An 18678-nucleotide genomic window follows, 5' to 3' on the forward strand; every position below is an offset into this window, starting at 1 on the left:
AGAGGGGAAACAACTCTTGCACTTTTAAAACAAATATTCGATAAAAGAAGTGACAAATTATATGACTGGGCATTTGCCACAAATCAATCTTCCATCAATCTTGATCACATTATTGCATCATATAAGAGGAGGTGGAGAATTGAAACGGGTTTCCGTGTTCAGGATGAAGCACGTATAATGTCAAAATCTAAGGATGTCAGTATAAGGTTTTTTTATTTTGCTTATGAACAAGTACTGCAACTGCTATGGGTTGTATTGTACAAAGATGAGGTAAGTTTCAAAGTGTTCATGTTAGATATGTACGATGAGTGTGTAGCACGATACAAGAATATATGATTAGATGGCCATCTCCATGACACAGCAACATGGGGATGTAGGTTGATGGATCATCAGGGAGCCATCGATAGTATGTCCACATCTTATCAAATTTCTACATGTGGGTTAGGTTGGGCTATCTTATTTGGATATATTGTTCGGAGATACTGTGAAACCTGAAAATTGCAGTGTACGGATCCAGGGCAGTCCTCCGGCATTCCAAATCGTCCCTTAAGAATCAAAAAAGGGTGGTATGCCAATCGTTCAGAAGCCATCCGGGATGTCGTGCGCAACATAGTAGAGCGGAAACAATTGGCGAGACTTGAAGCGGCAGTAGAAGAAGACATTCAATAGGGACTTCATAGAGATTAAAGCAATTTCAGATGCCGGACCAATCACACATCTCTCAGAGATTGGAACATCCACGTGTTTTTCACAATTCAGCAAAGTTTTTGTACCTAAGGATGTCTACAACGAAGTCAAAGTTTGCAACCTGTTCGGGAACAATAAAATTGAGTCAAAGATATTTGAAATACTTGACATTGCATCAAAGAAAAAGGACCAGATATAATATTTTTTAATAAAATATGACATCAGCATACCTGATGGAAGCGTAATAACACTTTCAAAGTACACAAGTATCAATCTCGTCCAAAGCGATGACCAGGACGTAAGGGATGTTTTAAAATCAATGGGAATGCAACCCGTTGGTTCCATAGGCATACTTCTCAGGGCATACAGGGAGTGGATAATATCCTATGATGATACAACAAAGGCACTTAGAGACCTATTGGATATTTCTTCTTTATATGTTACTTCCAGGCTCATTCAAAATGCGAAAAAAGCATTGAAGGAATATGATGCAGGTCACAAGATGGAACAGGAATATGTGTATGAGGTTTGCTCATAAGAATAAAGAATAAGTTTTTTGTGCACCTAGTCCCTGGCACTGCTGACCGGGTGTGTGGGCTGCTATTAAACTGACCCTGCCACCGCAGCCCGCCAGGGCGGCATGGTGGCAGCCAGCCTTGTATCATCTGCGAACATCCGGCTCCCACACACCCGTAACCTTCCCACCCAGGGCCAGCCGGCCCATTGCCCTGTTCGCATCCTTACCCACAGGTGACGGCACTGCATCCTCCAACGGTGTCCCGGGTAGGGGGGTGAAGTAATGGGAATGTATGCGTCCGCCTTTGTTTACCACAAATTCAACCAGTTCCAGCGTCTCCTGCTGGTCAGCGACTGTCTCACCGGGCAGCCCGAATATAACATCCACAATAGGTGTCAGGTCATATTCCCTGCATAGTTCGACAGCACATTTAACGTCCTCAACCGTATGACTCCTGCTGATTCTATCCAGCACGCTTTGGCTGCCGCTCTGCGCGCCAAGGCTCAACGATGAGTTGTGGCAGTACTGCTTCACCAGTTCAAGCATCTCCCTGGTCACGAACTCGGGCCTGACCTCTGACGGGAATGTGCCAAAGAATATCCTGCACCTGTCAGGGATGGCCTCCAGCAATGCCTGTATCATATCAGGTTCTGTCCCCTGTCCGCTTGTGCCATAGGCAAAGGCATTGGGTGAAACGAACCTCACATCCCGCATCATACCTGCATATTTGGCCACCACTTCAGGGCTGCGGTGGCGCATCCTGTGTCCGGACAGCCGGGGCGTCTGGCAGTAGCCGCAGCTATAAGGGCAGCCCCGGCTGATCTCAATATAGCCCTTAAGCCAGTCTCCTGAGAACGGAGGATACTTATCAAGGTCAACTGGAGGTCTTTTTCCATTGATCACGCACCGCCCCCTATCCTGGTATGCTATCCCCTTCACATCAGCCGGATCACGATCACCGTTGCCGATACTGCGAATAAGTTCAGGCAGTGTCTCCTCCCCTTCACATATTACCACGTAGTCGAAATATTCAAGGCATTCACAGGGCCTTGCTGAAGGGTGCGGGCCGCCTGCAATGTAGATAGAATCAGTAGATGAATTTCCTATTTCATCAAATACCCTGTCTGCCTGTGCAGTAGCAAAACTATACGCCATAATTCCATCAACCGGCCCATGCACTACCTGTGCCCCCGGGACCAAGGGCATAAGGGCGGCAAGGCTGTTGCGGTTCTTACTATCCAGCCTGAAATTCACACCGCCCAGATTTGCAAACCCCCTACACCTGGATCGGGACCAGTGTTACACACAACAGCCCTGCCCCAAAGACAAGCAGCCCCACCAGTATCCTGCTGCTATCCAGATCATCCGAATCCTCCAGGGGTTCAGGGTGGCCAGCCGCTGCAAACAATGTGATGAACAATCCCCAGAACAGCAACATACCACCATTTTGCTGCATCACGAAATAGATGAACAATGAAAGAGAAAGCAGAACGAAAGGTACCACGGCAGATACATAGGCTGACCTTGGACCAATCATAGCACGCAGCATATGTCCACCGTCAAGCTGGCCCGCAGGTATCAGGTTCAGTGCAGTCACAAGCATACCCACCCATCCTGCAAAGGCCACAGGATGCATAATTGTTTCGGTCCCTATACCTCCTACAAAGTACCCGATAATATCAAACAGAATCGGGAGTGATAGCTTTAGGATCATTGAGCCATCCGGGATAACTGTGTTCAGTGGGGTCAGAGATAGGCCGATCACTGTTACAATTACTGATGCAAACAGTCCTACAATGGGGCCTGCAACACCCACATCGAACAGAGCTTTCCGGTTTGGGATCGGTCCTTTATGTTTTATCACTGCACCCATGGTCCCGAATAAACTGGGGAAAGGAATGAAATACGGCAGTGAGGTTTTCATACCATGCATCCTTGCTACCAGGTAGTGTCCCATCTCATGCGAACCCAAAACGAACATGATGGCCAGAGTGAAAGGCAGACCTTTTAATATTCCTGTTGGATTTGAAAAAGGGTCAATACCGAACATCATGGAACCCACGAACATGGTCGTGATAACTGTAAGGAATGCCAGTACCACATTTATCCATATCCGGTCCTTCTTCCGGGTAACAGGGCTTATTACAAGTACATACTCACCCAGTTCATAGACCATCCGGATTTCATAACCCATACTTGAGATTGGGACCCAGAGCCGTCTGATCACGTCCTTCGGATCATCTATTGGATTGCCGTAAAAAAAATATGAACCATCTTCAAGTGCATACTCATATATCCTGAAATCCGGCACATCGGACTCGATGATCTTAAAAATAGCAGATTCGGTAATAGCAGATTCGGTTTCAGACCTGTCTGTTCCATTATCTTCGGTATGGTTCATGGATTCAGTATGGTTCATAAAATATAAACAGCCCCCCTGGTCCCATTGACCTTGACCCGATCCCCGGTTCTTATAGTATCAATAGCATCCGGTTTGGTGCTGTCCACCATTGGTATGTCAGATATAATGGCCCCTACTACCACAATAGGTTCGGCGGACCTGTTTATAACTGCTGCCGGGGCAGTCCCGTTCTTTTTCAACTGGTACATTACATACGACCCCACTGTGGAACCTTTTCCAGAAGGGAACACAAGGACCTTCCCTGTCACATCCTCACCTTCAAGTTCGTGTCCCTTCTCAAACACTACACCTGTGGCAGGGTCTATACTGCCGAGGAATGAAATGGATTGGGTAGTAACCAGTGCTTCACCTTCGGCCTGTCCCCTGGAGATCGGCCTGCCTTTTAAGGTCCTAATCGCTATCCTCTCCTGCCAGGCATTCGTTAATATGTGCAATTCTGGCCCTTACACCACACAGGTTCGGGACATACTTGAAGGCTTTGCCCGAATCGGTAAGTACACATCCGAAACGATCTGTGGCTGGTGATACCACCATGCAGGTATCAACAAAAACTTTTGCGCCGCTGTCCTCAATTCTTCGTACAAGTCTGGGATTAGCATCCCTGACCTTGCGGGACGTACATATCCATACCTCTTTTGCAGGGGTATGGTCTTCAAGTAAGCGTGCCGCTTCTTCCAGTTCACTGGCAGAGTAATGGGGGCAGCCCAGTGCCACCAGGTCAGGTTTATTCCCACATCCATTCCTGTATCCTTCTTCGCACTCTTCCTTGTATCCTTCTCCACATCCTTCATCAAATACATCATCGATCTGCCTGCGCTTTATGATAATAGTCTCATCAGGGAACTCTTGCTGCCCTGATTCGGGGGTGACACCTTCTACATGATATAATGCAACTGCACCAGAAGCTGCCATGGCCGCACCCAGGGCTTTTAATTCGGTATCGTACGGCTTTGACCTGAGCCTGAACACAGGCACACCTGAACCAGCCTGGGCTCCTGCCAGACAGCCCAGGGCACCGTAATCTGCGCCTGTTAATTTACAATCCACTTCAAATCCGATTGTCGGGACCCGGTTCTCGTCCAGGTGGTAACCGTAATTGGCAGTTTTTCCAATAAGTGCAGCCGACAGTGCAGAAGGTCCGCCTTCACGGTTGGTCCTGGCACCTATAACCGAATTTGCATAAGATATTGCCGAGCTTTCACTCCATGCCAGGTGATCGCCAAAAGCAGCCAGTTCTTTGTCAATATAATAAGGAGTGCATGTGCATTCACATCTCACGCCCAGGCGCCTGTATGCTTCAATGATACTGGCCTGTTTGGATGCAAACTCCGCATCCACACCCATCTCCTGCCAGCGCTCCAGGTCCATGCCTGCCGGGTTCAGGATGGAAGGCACCACAACTGTACCTTCAAGGTCTGATATCCATTCCAGGCCGGCATCACCAATGGTCTTGTAACTCACGCCTGCTATCTGGGCGCTCTTTACCGGTATAAGTGAGTCAGCGCCATAGATATCGCCAAGGGTGGTTAGTATCTCCATGGCTTTTTGGAGCGTGGGTCCATGCTCTCCTTCCAGGATAGACTCTTCTTCCTGTGTCAGGTACAAGCTTTTAGTCCCCCCCGGGGGTCACCCGCTTGAATTTGTACTCTTCTCCCAGTATCATGGTTGCATCCAGCCCCATTTTGTCGGTATTTCCGTTAGGAGAACACATGGGATCAAGGCTGCTGCCCCGCACGTTAGGGTACACGACCAGGTCTTTGTCTGCCCTGAACCTTGTTGCTATGGCATATTCCACATCAGACTGGTCAAATATGTCAATATCATCATCCACCACTACTACATGCTTCAGGCTTTTATGTGCCGAGAATGCAGCATCGATAGCCTTTCGCCCGTCGTTATCTGCGGTCTTGTGTATCTGGACAATGGCATGCAGATATGAGCAACCACCTTCGGTCAGCACCACATTGCGGGCATCACAAACTTCACCCACCCCTTTCAGGATCAGGGGTTCGTAAGGTATGCCCATGAGCATCTTGTGTTCGCCTCCTGCCGGCATGATGACATGGTAGATTGGGTCACGGCGGTGCATAACTCTGGTAATGCGGATCAGGGGCTCCTGCCTTATAATGTCCAAGGTGCCGGTAATGTCCACAAAGGGTCCTTCGTTCACCCTGACATGGGGGTCTATATATCCTTCCAGCACCCATTCGGCATGCGGGATACTGATGCCGTTATTAAGTTTAAATAGCTCGACAGGGCGACCCCGTAATGCCCCTGCGTACTGGAATTCTTTTCCTTCAGGTACTCTCGTGGTGGTTGCCAGAAGAATAACAGGATCTATGCCTATAACTATTGCAATGGGCAGTGGCTCACCTGCTATAGATGCAGCCTTTTGAAGATTATATGTATGCCTGTTCTCTACCAGACGACCCACTAAGGTATCTTTGCCCGTTACCATTAATCGATGGATCGATGCATTGCACATGCCATCGAATTCTGACACTACTACTCCGGCTGTGATATAAGGTCCGCCATCTTTTTGGAAATATGTCAATATCGGAACCTTGTCAAGGTCTACTTCAGGTTCTATGACCTCTGTTGAGGAGGTATTATCTACAAGTATCACTTCACCATCTGGTTCTATGCCTGCGAGGTAATGAACCATTTTTTCTGGTGTAGTTCCCAGTGATGCTGCCATACACTGCCGGTTTGCGATAATATTTATTACTATTTTATGCCCCTTCACATCATTAAAAAGAACGGGACCTTTTTTTTTATGTACTGATCCTGATACTTCCAGGTAAGGAGAATAGCTATCATTGATCTCATGTAATAACTGGTCTGACCTTAGTTGTTCAATGAAATATCTAAAACTCATTTTGCCTCTGTTAAAATCTTATAGCTGGCATATCTTATAATAGCTTTTACATGACCTGGATTATTATAATATCCAATTCATTATAAAAATAGCTACTGCCATAATATTGTAAAGAAAAAAATACGCAAAATATATATAAGTTAGATACCAAGATAATTCAACTTGCGAGGAACCATTTATGCAGGTCCTGCCAGTTAATCTGATCAGAACAATCAATAATTTCACCTATAGGAGGAAAATATCAAATGAGTGAGCCATTTAGTTATTATTCGGGAATACCTTCATTTTATATGATGATAGGAATTGCAATGGTCGCAATTCTAATATTTTTATTAGGAATGTATCTGAATATGCAAAAATGGGGCGGCGGAAGTGCGTCTCATTTCTTGAAGATCTTTTTAAAATCTATTAACCATGAAAAATTGGGACACCATAAAAGGCAAAGCCTTATAAGCACAATAATACTGGATATCCTGTTGCAGCGTAGAATACTTAGACGCAGCCCGTTTAGATGGGTGATGCATATGCTGATATTTGTAGGATGGATCGGTATGTTCATTTTTTCAATGATCTTTGCAGTATTTGAAGTATTGCATGAGATTGGAATGGAAATCAACCTTGTGGAAACAAGAAACAGCCTTGACTTTGGTAATGAAGTGCTTGGATATATGCTGTTGATAGGACTTCTTATTGCGATTGTAAGACGCCTGGCAATTTCAGATGTTGTCAAACGTACTCAAATGTTTGACTGGGTACTTGTCCTGGGTACACTTATCATCACAATAACAGGTTTTATGGCAGAAGGTTTCAGACCCGATGCCATAACAGGTGCATGGACTTTCCTGGGCGGCAATGTAGCATTAGCTGAAACATTTGCACTGTTCCATGTGGCAATTTCACTGCTATTTTGTATTGCATATATTCCGTACAGCAAGTATATGCATATGTTAGCAGCACCAATGGTCATTCTTGTAAATGGCGGAGGAGAGTAACATGGCAGATGAAAAAGAACCCAGAGCTGTAATTCCAAAAGGAGAGCCATATATCAAGACTGATGTAATTAGTCCTACTTTTATGATGCAGTACGATGCCTGCACCAGATGTGGGGAATGTGATAAATGGTGTCCTGTTCTGGATGCAAAAGACGGGGACCGGAAATTTTCCCCGATGGACAAGATCAGCCGGTTCAGGTCATTTATGGGCCAGAGTTATGGCTTAAAAGCAAAATTATTCGGACCGAAACGGCTCGATGAGGATGATATCCAGGATTTCGCAGATGCTTTTTTCCATTGTAGTACATGTGGAGTTTGCGCTTCGGTCTGTCCGGCCGGTATAAATACTGTTGACATGTATGAAGCCACCAGACAGCAACTCGTCATGAGGGACAACGGTCCGTATGGAAAGACCATCATGTTCCCCAAGCTTATTGGTGAGTATCGTAATCCATATCTGAAAGACCAGAAACAAAGACTGGATTGGATACCTGATGATGTTGAGATAGCCGAAGAGGCAGATGTGGCTTATTTTGCAGGATGTACTGCCGGATTTAACCAGCAGGTACTTGGAGTCTGTACAGCCAGGGTCCTGAACCACCTGAATGTTCCATTTATATATCTGGGTGAAGAGGAAACGTGCTGTTCTTCTGCAATTATTAGAACAGGCCAGCCCCATAAAGGTGATGTCCCTTATATAAACGCCAAACATAATGTGGAAGCACTGGAGGCGAGAGGAGTCAAGAAGGTGATGTTCGCATGTGCAGGTTGCTACAGGGTTGCAACTATAGACTGGCCGAAACAATTGGGTAGAAAACCCAACTTTGAAGTAGTACATGTGGCTGACCTGCTTGCAGACCTCATCCAGCAGGGTAAGATCGAATGGAAGAAATCCTTTGATAACAAGATCATTACGTATCACGATCCGTGCCATCTTGGACGGCACTGTGGTGTATATGAAACACCAAGAGTAGTGCTAGATAACCTGCCAGGTCTCAAATTCGTGGAAATGGACAGGATCAAGGAACTTCAGCGGTGCTGTGGAGCAGGAGGCGGCGTAAAGGCCGGAATATCTGATCTGGCGCTTGATATCGCATCCGAACGTATCAGGGATGCACAGGCTATTAATGCAGATATCCTGTCATCTTGCTGTCCATTCTGCCGCCGGAATATTGGTGATGGAAGGGATAATGTATATGACCAGATAGGTGCTACGGACTATGATCTGAGAGATAATCCTGAAAATAAGATGCAGGTGGAAGACATGATCGTGCTTGTGGCTGAACTTATGGGTCTGTCTACGAAGATCAAATCCCAGGAAGAAGAGGATAAGGCAGCAGGAGTTGAGGCAGAATCGCCTAAACACCTGATAGATCTATAATCTGGAATTGGCGCATGTCATGCGCCATATTTCTTTTTTTTTGTTCTTTTTCATACTTTCTGCAAAAGATTATATTAATTTTTATTTTATATAGCAGACGATGTATAACTTTATACACTCATGTTAATCCCACTGGTGGGAGGATTTCCTGAATAATTGTAAAATACTATTAGTCATTATCTTATTCTATGGCAAAAGATAGTGAACTGACAGATGACGAACTTGAGGAGCTTTTAGTGAAGCAGTTTGAACAGCAGCCTGCGAAATGCAAGATGAAGCCTGCTCCAAAGTTTGTCAAAAAGGACTCTGCACTGGCAGATGAGAAATTATAGGGTGTCACGGAAACAATTAGAATGAGAGGGAGAATAAAATGGTATATGTAACAGGTTTTCGATGTTTCAAATGCGGCAAGCACCATCTACCGGATGAGATTGAGAGCAAACCAATTCCTAGGTGTTCCAATTGTAACTCCGGATTGGATGCGGAGTATGATTATGATTCCATAAGGAAATCCCTCCTTACAGACCCGTTCAAGCGGGCGAGCCCCACCCATTGGAAATACTGGGCGTTCTTACCTGTGCGGGACCTGTCCCATATCATTACCATGGGTGAGGGGGGCACGCCACTGCTTGAGAACAATTCTCTTACCAGTGACATAGGATGCAAGCGGATGCTGGTGAAATACGAGGCCATGAACCCCACAGGTTCTTTTAAGGACCGGGGCTCGTCCCTGGAGATCACCAAGGCGATGGAGTATGGAAAGGAGAAGGTGGTATTGGCCTCTACAGGCAATATGGGTGCTTCGGTGGCGGCATATGCTGCTTTTGCCGGGCTTGAATGTATCGTATTTGTGCCAAATATTGTAGGTCCGGCCAAGATCAAGCAAATAAGGGCGTACGGGGCTGATATCCGGTTCGTGGATGGCGATTACTCACTGGCGATGAATCAGGCCGAGGAGTATGTGATAGCCCACACGGATTCATTCCTTACAGGTGATTATCCCTGGAGGGGGGAGGGGACCAAGACCGTAGGCTTTGAGATAGCTGACCAGTTATACTGGGGGGTGCCTGATGTGATTGTTGCACCTATAGGTAACGGGACTCTTATCTGGGGTATTTACGAGGCCTTCATAGACATGTACGAGGTGGGTGTCATTGAGCGCAAACCGACTTTTATTGGCATACAGGTTGAGGCCTGCCGCCCTGTTGTGGATGCCTGGGAGAAGAATTCCAGGGAGATCATTCCTGTGGAGGATCCTGAGACTATTGCTACTGCCATTGCCTGTGGTGACCCTATTGACGGGCTGGGGGCTTTGCGTGCTATAAGGGAGACCGGGGGGCAGGCTGTAAGTGTTTCTGATAATGAGGTGATTGAGGTGCGGGATTTTTTGGCAGGGCATGGTATTTTTGTTGAGCCGAGTGGTGCGGTGGCGTATGCTGGGGCGCGGCGGGTGTCCGGAGGGTTGGAGGGTAAGACTGTGGTATGTATGGCGACAGGGCACGGGCTGAAAGATATGTGTGGGATTGAGTGATGAGGGTAAGAAATTGTAGTATAAGACATGTGTCCCTTTAGTAAATCATGCATCAAGCTAACAATCGTACATCCAAGGGTACACCTTTCTTCTCATCACGTGCCAACGATATAGCTTCGGTGGGGCACAGTTCTACGCATATTCCACAACCCATACATAGTTCCCAATCTACAGCAACACATATTTCATTTTCAGAGAGAGCACTAAAAGGACATACATCTATGCATGTGCCACAGGCAGTGCAAATATCATTATCTAACTGCGCTACGTAACCCGAAGAGGCCATTGATGGGATATCATATTTCACCATGGCTTCTATTCCCCCACAACAACACTTGCAGCAGTTGCAGATGGAGTAAAAGCGATCTATACAAGCATCCTTAAACCAGGCAGTGTGCAAGTGCCCGCGTTCATGTTCGGATTGGAGGAGTTCTAAAGCCTCCGTTTGAGTGAGTTTGCGGCTGCTTTTTGGGTTATGCTCCAATATAAAATCTACAAATGGTTGACCCACGATCATACAGACCTGAGTTGGCTGACAGGGATTCTCATGATTATGGCGGCAGGAACATTCATAAACAGCTACATCAGGCGGCCCCTTGAGTACGATATCGCGCGCTATTTGATAAGGGATAATCTGTTCCAGATCATGCAAAGGAATATCTTTATCATTGGTTATGATGGAATGGGCTTGTTCAGGTGTAAGGATTTTGCCGTGATAGTGCTCTGATAACCATATTTTTCTTAGGGGACTCAACCGGGGAAAGATTTTGTTAACGAGGAGGTTAACATATTGATTTGTCCAGCGGGCATAGATATATCCATGAAAGGCTTGAAGATTAAGGATTCTCCGCAAACCTGCCTCTTTCATGAATTTCCAGGTCGAAGGACGTAAAGGTCTCCACCTCTCACCTAAAAACCATATACCTAGAATTATTATTAGAATTACTCCGATGAAGATTGAAATAGTTCCCACCAATCTTTATTCCTCCTCCTTCCTATAAAAGTGAATTAATTTTCTTTTTAGACGTTATAAATATATCTATTCAAATACTGCAATTTATTGATCAGGTCCGGGCGTTGATCCGTTTTCATTCATGGGCACCTAAAATGCGACTGCCAGCCCCCACACCACAGGGGCGGACAGAGCAAATAGAGGAGAGGTACCTGGGCAGAGGGGAGGGGAGAAGGGGCTGGAAGTATTTCAAAATTAACCACAGATGGTACAGAGAAAGGTTAGAACGCTCCACAAAACGGCGGTTCAAAGTCATCACAAATCTACAAGGTTAGCTGCCACCTGCCGCCCTGCGGTGGCAGGGCTGGAGGGCGGTTATATATATATATATATTTACTTATATCATATATTTTAACATCCGCCGGCAGCTAACAAACATAATATCCACTTCGCACCCCCGGACCGCTGAATACCCATGCATCAATGAAGCACAACAAAAGCGTCTGCCAGCACCCGCACCAAAGAGACTGTCCGATAATTTGAAAATCGAAATATTCAGAGTCAAACGTTGTGATGACACACCCAACCGCAGCAGAACTGCAGGGTATAGTTATTAAGATTAAGTTTTTCTTGAATAATTCTCAATTTTCTTTCAAACATTCAATGTAATGCTTAACCGCACTCTTAACTCGTTTTTTCATTTGATTTAGGAAGTTGATCACTTCCTCTTAATTCTTCAAAGAAATCGTCCTCAAGTTCATCCTGTTTTATCTCTGTTTAAATGTTATGCCGCTGTTTGTGCTTAAAGATTTTCAGGTGCTATCAGGAGGCTGGACTGGAGATTTTATTCTTAATGTAGCATCATCCGGCCAATAGATTTGATATATATATTTAATAATTATATAAGTAAATAGATATTTTGTGTTGAAGTTTAATAAAGTAATTAAGACTATTTTGAAGGCTTTTGTCTGTTTTTGAAGTGAAATGGATGATTTAAATTTATTGAACCGAAAGTATGCTTAAGTGATTTGATCTCCCACTATAATTTAGTTGTTCAACGGAATGTAAAGGAGGTGATAATTGATGAAAATTAGAACAATTATTGGAGTATTGCTGGTCCTTGCATTAGTACTGGGTTCAACAGGATCTACATTCGCTGCTAATGATGCAAATGAAGATGGGATGCCTGATAGAGATCGTATCCAATGGACTGATACGGATGATGATAGTATACTAGACTCTCCACCAAAAGATGGATTATGTCGAGATGATGTAAGTTTCCTGGGTGATAAGGAACGCAATCGTGACTGTGATGAAGATTGTGTCCCAGAAGGTAGTGGACCGCATTATGGCCCAAAATAAACGGATTTAATCGTCATTGACACAGTTAAGTGTGTGGGAAACCACACACATTTTTTTTAGTAACTGTATAATTGCTCTTCTTAGTTTTAACAATGTTCAATCAAATAAGCTGTTTATCATTTGCCATGTTAATGTTCCACAATCCACTCTTTGTATCAGGAAATTGTTTTACCCCTTCCCAAAAACTAAAAATTCCTACACCAAAAATTACTTACACCATTAATGATTATATATAATTGAGGCTTCAAAGCTACATCAAAATATATAACACAAATTGGGAGGTTTGAAAGATGGTAAGTATAGAAGATATTCCAGCAGAGCAAAGGTGGGAGATTGCAGCCAGGGCAGCAAGTGCAATCCCGTTAGCATTTGATATTGCCTTCAGGGAAGCAGTTGGAGAAAAGTATGATGAGATAGAACGGTCCATCTATATTGAAGCAGGGAAGGAAATCAAGGACCTTGCATCAGCCCTTGGACTGCCAACAGGCAATGCCAGGGAGATTGACGAGACCTTAGAGATCATTTTAACAATCCTCTATGGACCTGAGTTTGAGGGAGAGATCACAGAAGAAGGCGATGACAGGACCGTAGGGAAGACAACAAAGTGTGCCATGCTCAACAGGGTAGTGGAGATGGGACTTGATCCGCAGGTTGTACTTACTGCATGCCAGACCTACCACAAATCGGCTGTTGAAAACCTTAATCCTGGTTTTACAATACAAGTCAACAAGAGTATGTGCGGTGGCGACCCGTACTGCGAGATGGTCATTGAACGCAGGAAATAATTGGAATTCCAGACAGTGCCAAAAAAGGGGCAAAGGTTTGAAAGCGCCCAGGGAACTGTTTAACAGAATAGTGAGCTGGCTTGAGTGGTACGGTTTTACTACAAACTGTATTACTCGCTATATTTTTAAATTTTTAGTAGATGGATTATATAAAATTACTAATATTCGAATGCGTGCATATTCAGTATCTTGGAACATTAATGGACGAAATAGAAAAACAGGAGGAAACTACCAATGAAAAAATTATTGTATATACCGATGCTCTTGGCGGTTCTGGGGCTCATCGTCTCAGGCTGCATAGAGCCATCGGACGATGAGAAGCCAGAAGCCGCCGTAACGGTTCTCGTGCAGGGATCGCCCATCGATGGTGCCGCTGGCATCATCTTCGACAGTAAAGACCGGCTGCACATCGCCTCTACTGTAGGCAGGGAGATTGTGGTCATGGACCCGGAAACAGGCGAGATACTCGACCGACTCGGTCCGGACGTGGGCGTGGAAGGACCGGAAGATCTCATCTTCGGACCTGACGGCTCGCTGTACTGGACATCGTTTCTGACCGGCGAGGTGGGCAGGCTATCGCCGGACGGTGTCTGCACCAGCCAGTTCGTTGCGCCCGGCGTCGACCCGATCACGTTCTCTGATGATGGTCGCCTCTTCGCTGCCCTGTATCTCATGGGTGACGCGCTGTACGAACTCGACCCCGACCTCGTTGATCCGCCTCGCCTAATCGCTGAGGATCTGGGTTTCTTAAACGGCATGGACTTTGGACCTGATGGATTCCTGTACGGTCCGATCTGGACCAAAGGCGAGGTGGTGCGCGTTGATGTGGATAATGGAACGATTCACCTGGTTGCGGATGGTATGGGTTGTCCGGCGGCTGTGAAGTTCAACTCAGAGGGTCGTCTGCACGTTGCCGACTATTGTGAAGGCGAGATTTTGCGTTTTGATGCAGAGACCGGGAGAAAAGAGGTAATTGCCCGGTTGCCGGCAGGGTTGGATAACCTTGCGTTCGACTCGCATGATCGACTGTTCGTCTCGCATGGTCAGGACGGCACAATCTTTGAGGTTCTTGCCAATGGCACAACGCGGACCGTGAGCCCGGGCGGCATGATAGTGGCTGGCAGCGGTGTTGCCGCGCTACCCCGTTCCGATGGCGAGTCCGTGTTTGTGGCTGACCTCTTTACCCTTCGTGAGTTCGACGGGCTGACAGGCGAGGAAAGAAGCGTCGAGCGGCACTACATTGGAATGCCCGGCATCACGAGTCCGGAGACGGTTTCTCCTGACGGTGATAACCTGGTCTTGTCGTCGGTCTTTTCCAATACTGTTCAGGTCTGGAGTCCTGAGACACGTGAGGTACTGGAGGAGTACACGGACTTTGCGGTGCCAATAAACGCAATCCGATTCCAGGGCGATCTTATTGTCGTCGAACTCGGATTCGAAGCCGGGGCATGTCGTGTCACCCGGACGAGCGATGAGGGGCGTGTCATTCTCGCGGATTCTGCCGATGGACTCGTTCTGCCTGTGGGACTGGCAGCGACCAACGATGACCTGTGGGTCAGCGATTGGGCTACAGGTATGGTGCTTCAGATCGTGGCAGGCGGTGAACTCCTCTTAGAACCAAAACCGATGGCAACAGAACTCTCCGCCCCGGAAGGGCTCACGGTAGCGCCGGACGGAAGCCTGCTTGTTGTTGAGACCGGAGTCGGGCGTCTCTCGTCCATCGACCTTGAGACAGGCAAGGTCAGCACCGTAGCAGAAGGGCTTGAGCTGGGCGCAGAGGGTGCAGAGGGTTATCCGCCTACGTGGATATTCAACGGCGTGGCAGTTGGCTCATCAGGTGTGATCTACGTCACAGGCGACATTGCGAACATCCTCTATCGCATCGAACCCAATCCCTGATTACGTCCGTAGGGGTGCAATGGCTAAACGCAATATATCGATGGTTGCCGCCACATCGCATAATACGGGGTTGCCGACTTCGGCAACCCAAAACACGTTATACTTAAACCGCTTGAGATGAGAGATGCAAAAAATACACATCCGACAGTTCATGGATGCCCTGGATTTTATCCCAAGTGTGGTGCGGCAAGGACGGGGATTAATGGAAGCAACTGGTAAAAAACAAAATATTAAAATATATGCTGCAAGGATGTGAAGCATTATGGCATCGGAAAAGACGATTGATAAAACTGCAAAACCCCTCATAGATAAAGCAAAGAGGGACGAAGTTGAACTTGTCTGGGACCGTTTTGAAAAGCAGGGAGACAAATGCAACTTCGGCGAGCTTGGAATCTGCTGTAAGAACTGCACTATGGGTCCCTGCAGGCTTACCCACCCCTCGCTGCCAATATATCTCAGGGTAGGCCCTCATGCAGCGAAAGCCGTGAAAGGAGTCTGTGGAGCTGGCTATGATACGCTTGTTGCAAGAAACCTTTCAAGAGCGATCGCAGCAGGTGCTGCGGCACACTCGGATCACGGCAGGGATATAGCTCACACCTTGCTCCTCACAGCAGAGAATAAAGCATCGGGATATGAGATCAAAGATGAAGGGAAGTTAAAGGCTCTTGCAGCAGAGTTTGGAATCGAGACTACGGGTAAAGATAAACACGTGATTGCAAAAGAGCTTGCACTCGCAGTTCTTGACGAGTTCGGGATGGTAAAGGGCGCTTTGCAGTTCGTTGAGCGTGCACCTGAGGTTAGACAGAAGCTCTGGAAAGACCTGGGAATCATTCCAAGGGGAGTCGATAGAGAGATCGTTGAGATGATGCATCGAACCCACATAGGGGTTGATAACGACTATGCGAACCTCATCCTCCATGGACTCAGGACATCCTTATCAGATGGATGGGGTGGCTCAATGATTGCGACAGAGCTTTCTGATGTCCTTTTTGGAACACCAAAACCTGTAACATCGAAGGTGAATCTCGGGGTTCTAAATGAGACGGAGGTCAACATCGTGTTGCACGGGCATGAGCCGATTCTCTCTGAGATGCTTGCAGAAGCAGTAAATGACCCGGAACTTGTGGAACTTGCAAAGATGGAGGAAGCTACCGGTATCAATCTCTGTGGGATGTGCTGTACCGCAAATGAGCTTTTAATGAGACATGGTATTCCTGTTGCTGGAAATTTCCTTGACCAGGAGCTTGCAATCGTAACAGGAGCCGTTGAGGCGATGGTTGTAGACGTGCAGTGTATCATGCCATCACTTGGAGATGTTGCAAAGTGTTATCACACGCTCCTTATCTCAACTTCACCTAAGGCGAAATTCCCAAGCGCCGAGCATATTGAGTTTGATGAAGAGAATGGATTTGATATCGCGAAGGGAATTGTAAAACGAGCAATTTTAAACTTTAAAAACCGCAATACCGGGAGGGTGTTGATACCATCAGATCCATTGGATATGATGGCAGGATTTAGTGCTGAAGCGATCATTGCGGCACTTGGTGGAAGTTTAACACCGTTGATCGATGCGATAAAAGAAGGGAAGATCAGGGGTATTGCTGCTCTGGTCGGGTGTAACAATCCCAAGGTGGTGCATGATAAGAACCATGTTGAGATGACAAAGGCGCTGATCAAGAAGGATATTCTTGTAGTTGAAACAGGATGTAGTGCAATTGCATGTGCAAAAGCAGGTCTTCTACTCCCTGATGCGGCAGATATGGCAGGAGAAGGTTTAAAATCACTCTGCAGATCGCTTGGGATACCACCTGTCCTTCACATGGGCTCCTGTGTTGATATAAGCAGGATACTCGTTGTTGTAGCCTCTATTGCAAACGAGCTTGGTGTTGACATATCAGACCTTCCAGTTGCAGCGGCAGCGCCCGAATGGATGAGCGAGAAGGCTGTCAGCATAGGGACTTATGCAGTTGCATCAGGAATATTCACGCTTCTTGGACTTCCTCCGGCAATTATGGGAAGTTCAAATGTTGTGGAGCTTCTTACAGCAGGTGCAGAGGATATTGTCGGTGGTAAGTTTGCAGTTGAGACTGATCCGATAAAGGCAGCAGAAATGATAAGCGATGTGATCGATGATAAGCGCAAGGGTTTGGGATTATAGCAAAAAATGCAATGGGTGCCACTGAATTCATTCGGGGATGGCGCGGACGGGGCTTCGTAGATCGCCAGTGCATATTCGAGGTAGGATCGGTAATATGGTTGAGAGGGTTTTTGGATGAATAAGCAATGCTCGTTATGTAAAATTTAGCAAAACACCAATTATCAATTCTTGAAGACGGCGCAAATTATCAGCTAAAGAGCAATTCTTTTTTTGGAATAGATTCGTTGTGCTATATTTAAGTAACTACAAATCTAATTATTGAACATGCAATTCACTGTAAAACTCGAAGAATCAGATGAAGGTGGATATACTGTCCAATGTCTTGAACTTCCTGCTGCAATAAGCGAAGGAAATACCAAAGAAGAAGCTTTGGAAAACATTAAAGAGGCAATTCAACTGGTTCTTGAAGTCATGCAGGAACAAGCTCGCTCGTATACAGAAGTTTTTAAGGTGGAAGTAGCCAGTGCTTAAACTTCCTTCTGTGTCTGGCAAAAAAATAATCAAATCTTTGAATAAGATGGGGTTTATTATTGTACGGCAAAGGGGAAGCCATGTGTTTATGCAGAGGGGAGATTCAACTGTTACTGTTCCCTTGAATAATCCTGTTAAAAAATCCACTCTCAAGAGCATATTGAACCAAGCAGGCGTTTCAATAGATGAATTGATAGAACATCTTTGACTTGACTTTCAAAGAAAAGCAAATTGACCTCTAATTTTCATTGAAAACCGTTAGCCATTGGACATGTTGCCGCCTAAAACAATGTATGGCCTAACTATTAATATTAAATTAATGCTTCAATACACATCGATTAAAACAGAAAACTATTTAAATACGTATGACCTAATATGATCATATGGTATCATTGAAAAAAAAGAAGATCAAAGGTCACATCTATTGGTATGCCGTTGAAATGGCAAGGATTGATGGCAAGCCAAAACAAGTATGGCAAAAATACCTCGGAACTGCAGAAAAAATAGTAGAACTAAAAGAACAATCAAAAGAACTGCCACACATCAAACTAAAATCCTTCCAATATGGAAAAACAGCAGCTCTCCTCTCCATATCCGACGAACTAAACTTCATTGACATCGTAAACAAACACACCAACAAAAA

At 45.9% G+C, this 18678-nt stretch carries 20 protein-coding genes; 14 read left to right on the top strand and 6 right to left on the bottom strand.

Annotation, left to right across the window (positions count from 1 at the left end):
* Both HF974_03415 and HF974_03420 read left to right on the top strand, forming a co-directional pair.
* Nucleotides 1-336 (top strand): hypothetical protein (locus HF974_03415; GenBank protein ID MBC2697387.1); only part of this gene is annotated, 336 nt, incomplete at its 5' end.
* A 670-nt stretch (nucleotides 337-1006) separates the two neighbouring features.
* Nucleotides 1007-1225, top strand: coding sequence for a hypothetical protein (locus HF974_03420; protein ID MBC2697388.1), 219 nt, complete (start codon nucleotides 1007-1009; stop codon nucleotides 1223-1225).
* Between the two features lie 123 nt (nucleotides 1226-1348).
* On the opposite strand, the gene HF974_03425 is transcribed toward HF974_03420, so the two are convergent.
* From HF974_03425 to HF974_03445, 5 genes are read right to left on the bottom strand one after another with little or no spacing between them, the layout of a single operon-like run.
* Complete coding sequence (locus tag HF974_03425) at nucleotides 1349-2467, bottom strand: TIGR04013 family B12-binding domain/radical SAM domain-containing protein (protein ID MBC2697389.1); 1119 nt, start codon at nucleotides 2465-2467, stop codon at nucleotides 1349-1351.
* 13 nt (nucleotides 2468-2480) lie between these two features.
* Nucleotides 2481-3605, bottom strand: coding sequence for a site-2 protease family protein (locus HF974_03430; GenBank protein MBC2697390.1), 1125 nt, complete (start codon nucleotides 3603-3605; stop codon nucleotides 2481-2483).
* Between the two features lie 14 nt (nucleotides 3606-3619).
* Nucleotides 3620-4027, bottom strand: coding sequence for a DUF126 domain-containing protein (locus tag HF974_03435; protein MBC2697391.1), 408 nt, complete (start codon nucleotides 4025-4027; stop codon nucleotides 3620-3622).
* Nucleotides 4017-5231 (bottom strand): DUF521 domain-containing protein, encoded by a 1215-nt coding sequence (locus HF974_03440; protein ID MBC2697392.1) that lies wholly within the window; start codon nucleotides 5229-5231, stop codon nucleotides 4017-4019. Before HF974_03440 ends, HF974_03435 begins: the two co-directional genes overlap by 11 nt.
* Before the next feature lie 4 nt (nucleotides 5232-5235).
* Complete coding sequence (locus HF974_03445) at nucleotides 5236-6504, bottom strand: UbiD family decarboxylase (GenBank protein ID MBC2697393.1); 1269 nt, start codon at nucleotides 6502-6504, stop codon at nucleotides 5236-5238.
* A gap of 245 nt (nucleotides 6505-6749) precedes the next feature.
* Here HF974_03445 and HF974_03450 point away from each other — a divergent pair, with 245 nt between their 5' ends.
* The 4 genes from HF974_03450 (at nucleotide 6750) to thrC (ending at nucleotide 10408) form a co-directional block, all read left to right on the top strand.
* A complete protein-coding gene (locus HF974_03450; GenBank protein MBC2697394.1) occupies nucleotides 6750-7496 on the top strand; it encodes a disulfide reductase in 747 nt (248 codons plus the stop codon).
* Nucleotide 7497: 1 nt separating this feature from the next.
* Nucleotides 7498-8877 carry a (Fe-S)-binding protein gene (locus tag HF974_03455; protein MBC2697395.1) on the top strand — a complete coding sequence of 460 codons (1380 nt, stop codon included), beginning with the start codon at nucleotides 7498-7500 and terminating at the stop codon, nucleotides 8875-8877.
* 188 nt (nucleotides 8878-9065) lie between these two features.
* Nucleotides 9066-9209, top strand: coding sequence for a hypothetical protein (locus tag HF974_03460; protein MBC2697396.1), 144 nt, complete (start codon nucleotides 9066-9068; stop codon nucleotides 9207-9209).
* A 38-nt stretch (nucleotides 9210-9247) separates the two neighbouring features.
* The gene (thrC, locus tag HF974_03465; protein ID MBC2697397.1) at nucleotides 9248-10408 is read left to right on the top strand and encodes a threonine synthase; all 1161 of its coding nucleotides are present in this window, start codon (nucleotides 9248-9250) and stop codon (nucleotides 10406-10408) included.
* A gap of 52 nt (nucleotides 10409-10460) precedes the next feature.
* On the opposite strand, the gene HF974_03470 is transcribed toward thrC, so the two are convergent.
* Entirely contained in the window at nucleotides 10461-11276 is an 816-nt protein-coding gene (locus HF974_03470; GenBank protein ID MBC2697398.1) for a 4Fe-4S binding protein, read from the bottom strand.
* Nucleotides 11277-11515: 239 nt separating this feature from the next.
* On the opposite strand from HF974_03470, the gene HF974_03475 reads away from it, so the two are divergent.
* From HF974_03475 to HF974_03510, 8 genes are all read left to right on the top strand, one after another.
* Nucleotides 11516-11695, top strand: a complete 180-nt coding sequence (locus HF974_03475) for a hypothetical protein (GenBank protein MBC2697399.1) — start codon at nucleotides 11516-11518, stop codon at nucleotides 11693-11695.
* Between the two features lie 748 nt (nucleotides 11696-12443).
* The gene (locus HF974_03480) at nucleotides 12444-12722 is read left to right on the top strand and encodes a hypothetical protein (GenBank protein ID MBC2697400.1); all 279 of its coding nucleotides are present in this window, start codon (nucleotides 12444-12446) and stop codon (nucleotides 12720-12722) included.
* Nucleotides 12723-13012: 290 nt separating this feature from the next.
* Complete coding sequence (locus HF974_03485) at nucleotides 13013-13507, top strand: hypothetical protein (GenBank protein MBC2697401.1); 495 nt, start codon at nucleotides 13013-13015, stop codon at nucleotides 13505-13507.
* A 258-nt stretch (nucleotides 13508-13765) separates the two neighbouring features.
* Nucleotides 13766-15406 carry a hypothetical protein gene (locus tag HF974_03490; protein MBC2697402.1) on the top strand — a complete coding sequence of 547 codons (1641 nt, stop codon included), beginning with the start codon at nucleotides 13766-13768 and terminating at the stop codon, nucleotides 15404-15406.
* Between the two features lie 262 nt (nucleotides 15407-15668).
* Nucleotides 15669-17564: an anaerobic carbon-monoxide dehydrogenase catalytic subunit gene (cooS, locus tag HF974_03495; GenBank protein MBC2697403.1), complete on the top strand. Its 1896-nt coding sequence runs from the start codon at nucleotides 15669-15671 to the stop codon at nucleotides 17562-17564.
* A gap of 264 nt (nucleotides 17565-17828) precedes the next feature.
* Nucleotides 17829-18035 (top strand): type II toxin-antitoxin system HicB family antitoxin, encoded by a 207-nt coding sequence (locus tag HF974_03500; protein MBC2697404.1) that lies wholly within the window; start codon nucleotides 17829-17831, stop codon nucleotides 18033-18035.
* A complete protein-coding gene (locus HF974_03505; protein ID MBC2697405.1) occupies nucleotides 18028-18243 on the top strand; it encodes a type II toxin-antitoxin system HicA family toxin in 216 nt (71 codons plus the stop codon). Before HF974_03500 ends, HF974_03505 begins: the two co-directional genes overlap by 8 nt.
* Before the next feature lie 175 nt (nucleotides 18244-18418).
* The coding region (locus HF974_03510; protein MBC2697406.1) for an IS1634 family transposase at nucleotides 18419-18678 on the top strand (260 nt) is incomplete at its 3' end.

It is taken from the genome of ANME-2 cluster archaeon (assembly GCA_014237145.1).
Lineage (GTDB): Archaea > Halobacteriota > Methanosarcinia > Methanosarcinales > Methanocomedenaceae > Methanocomedens_A.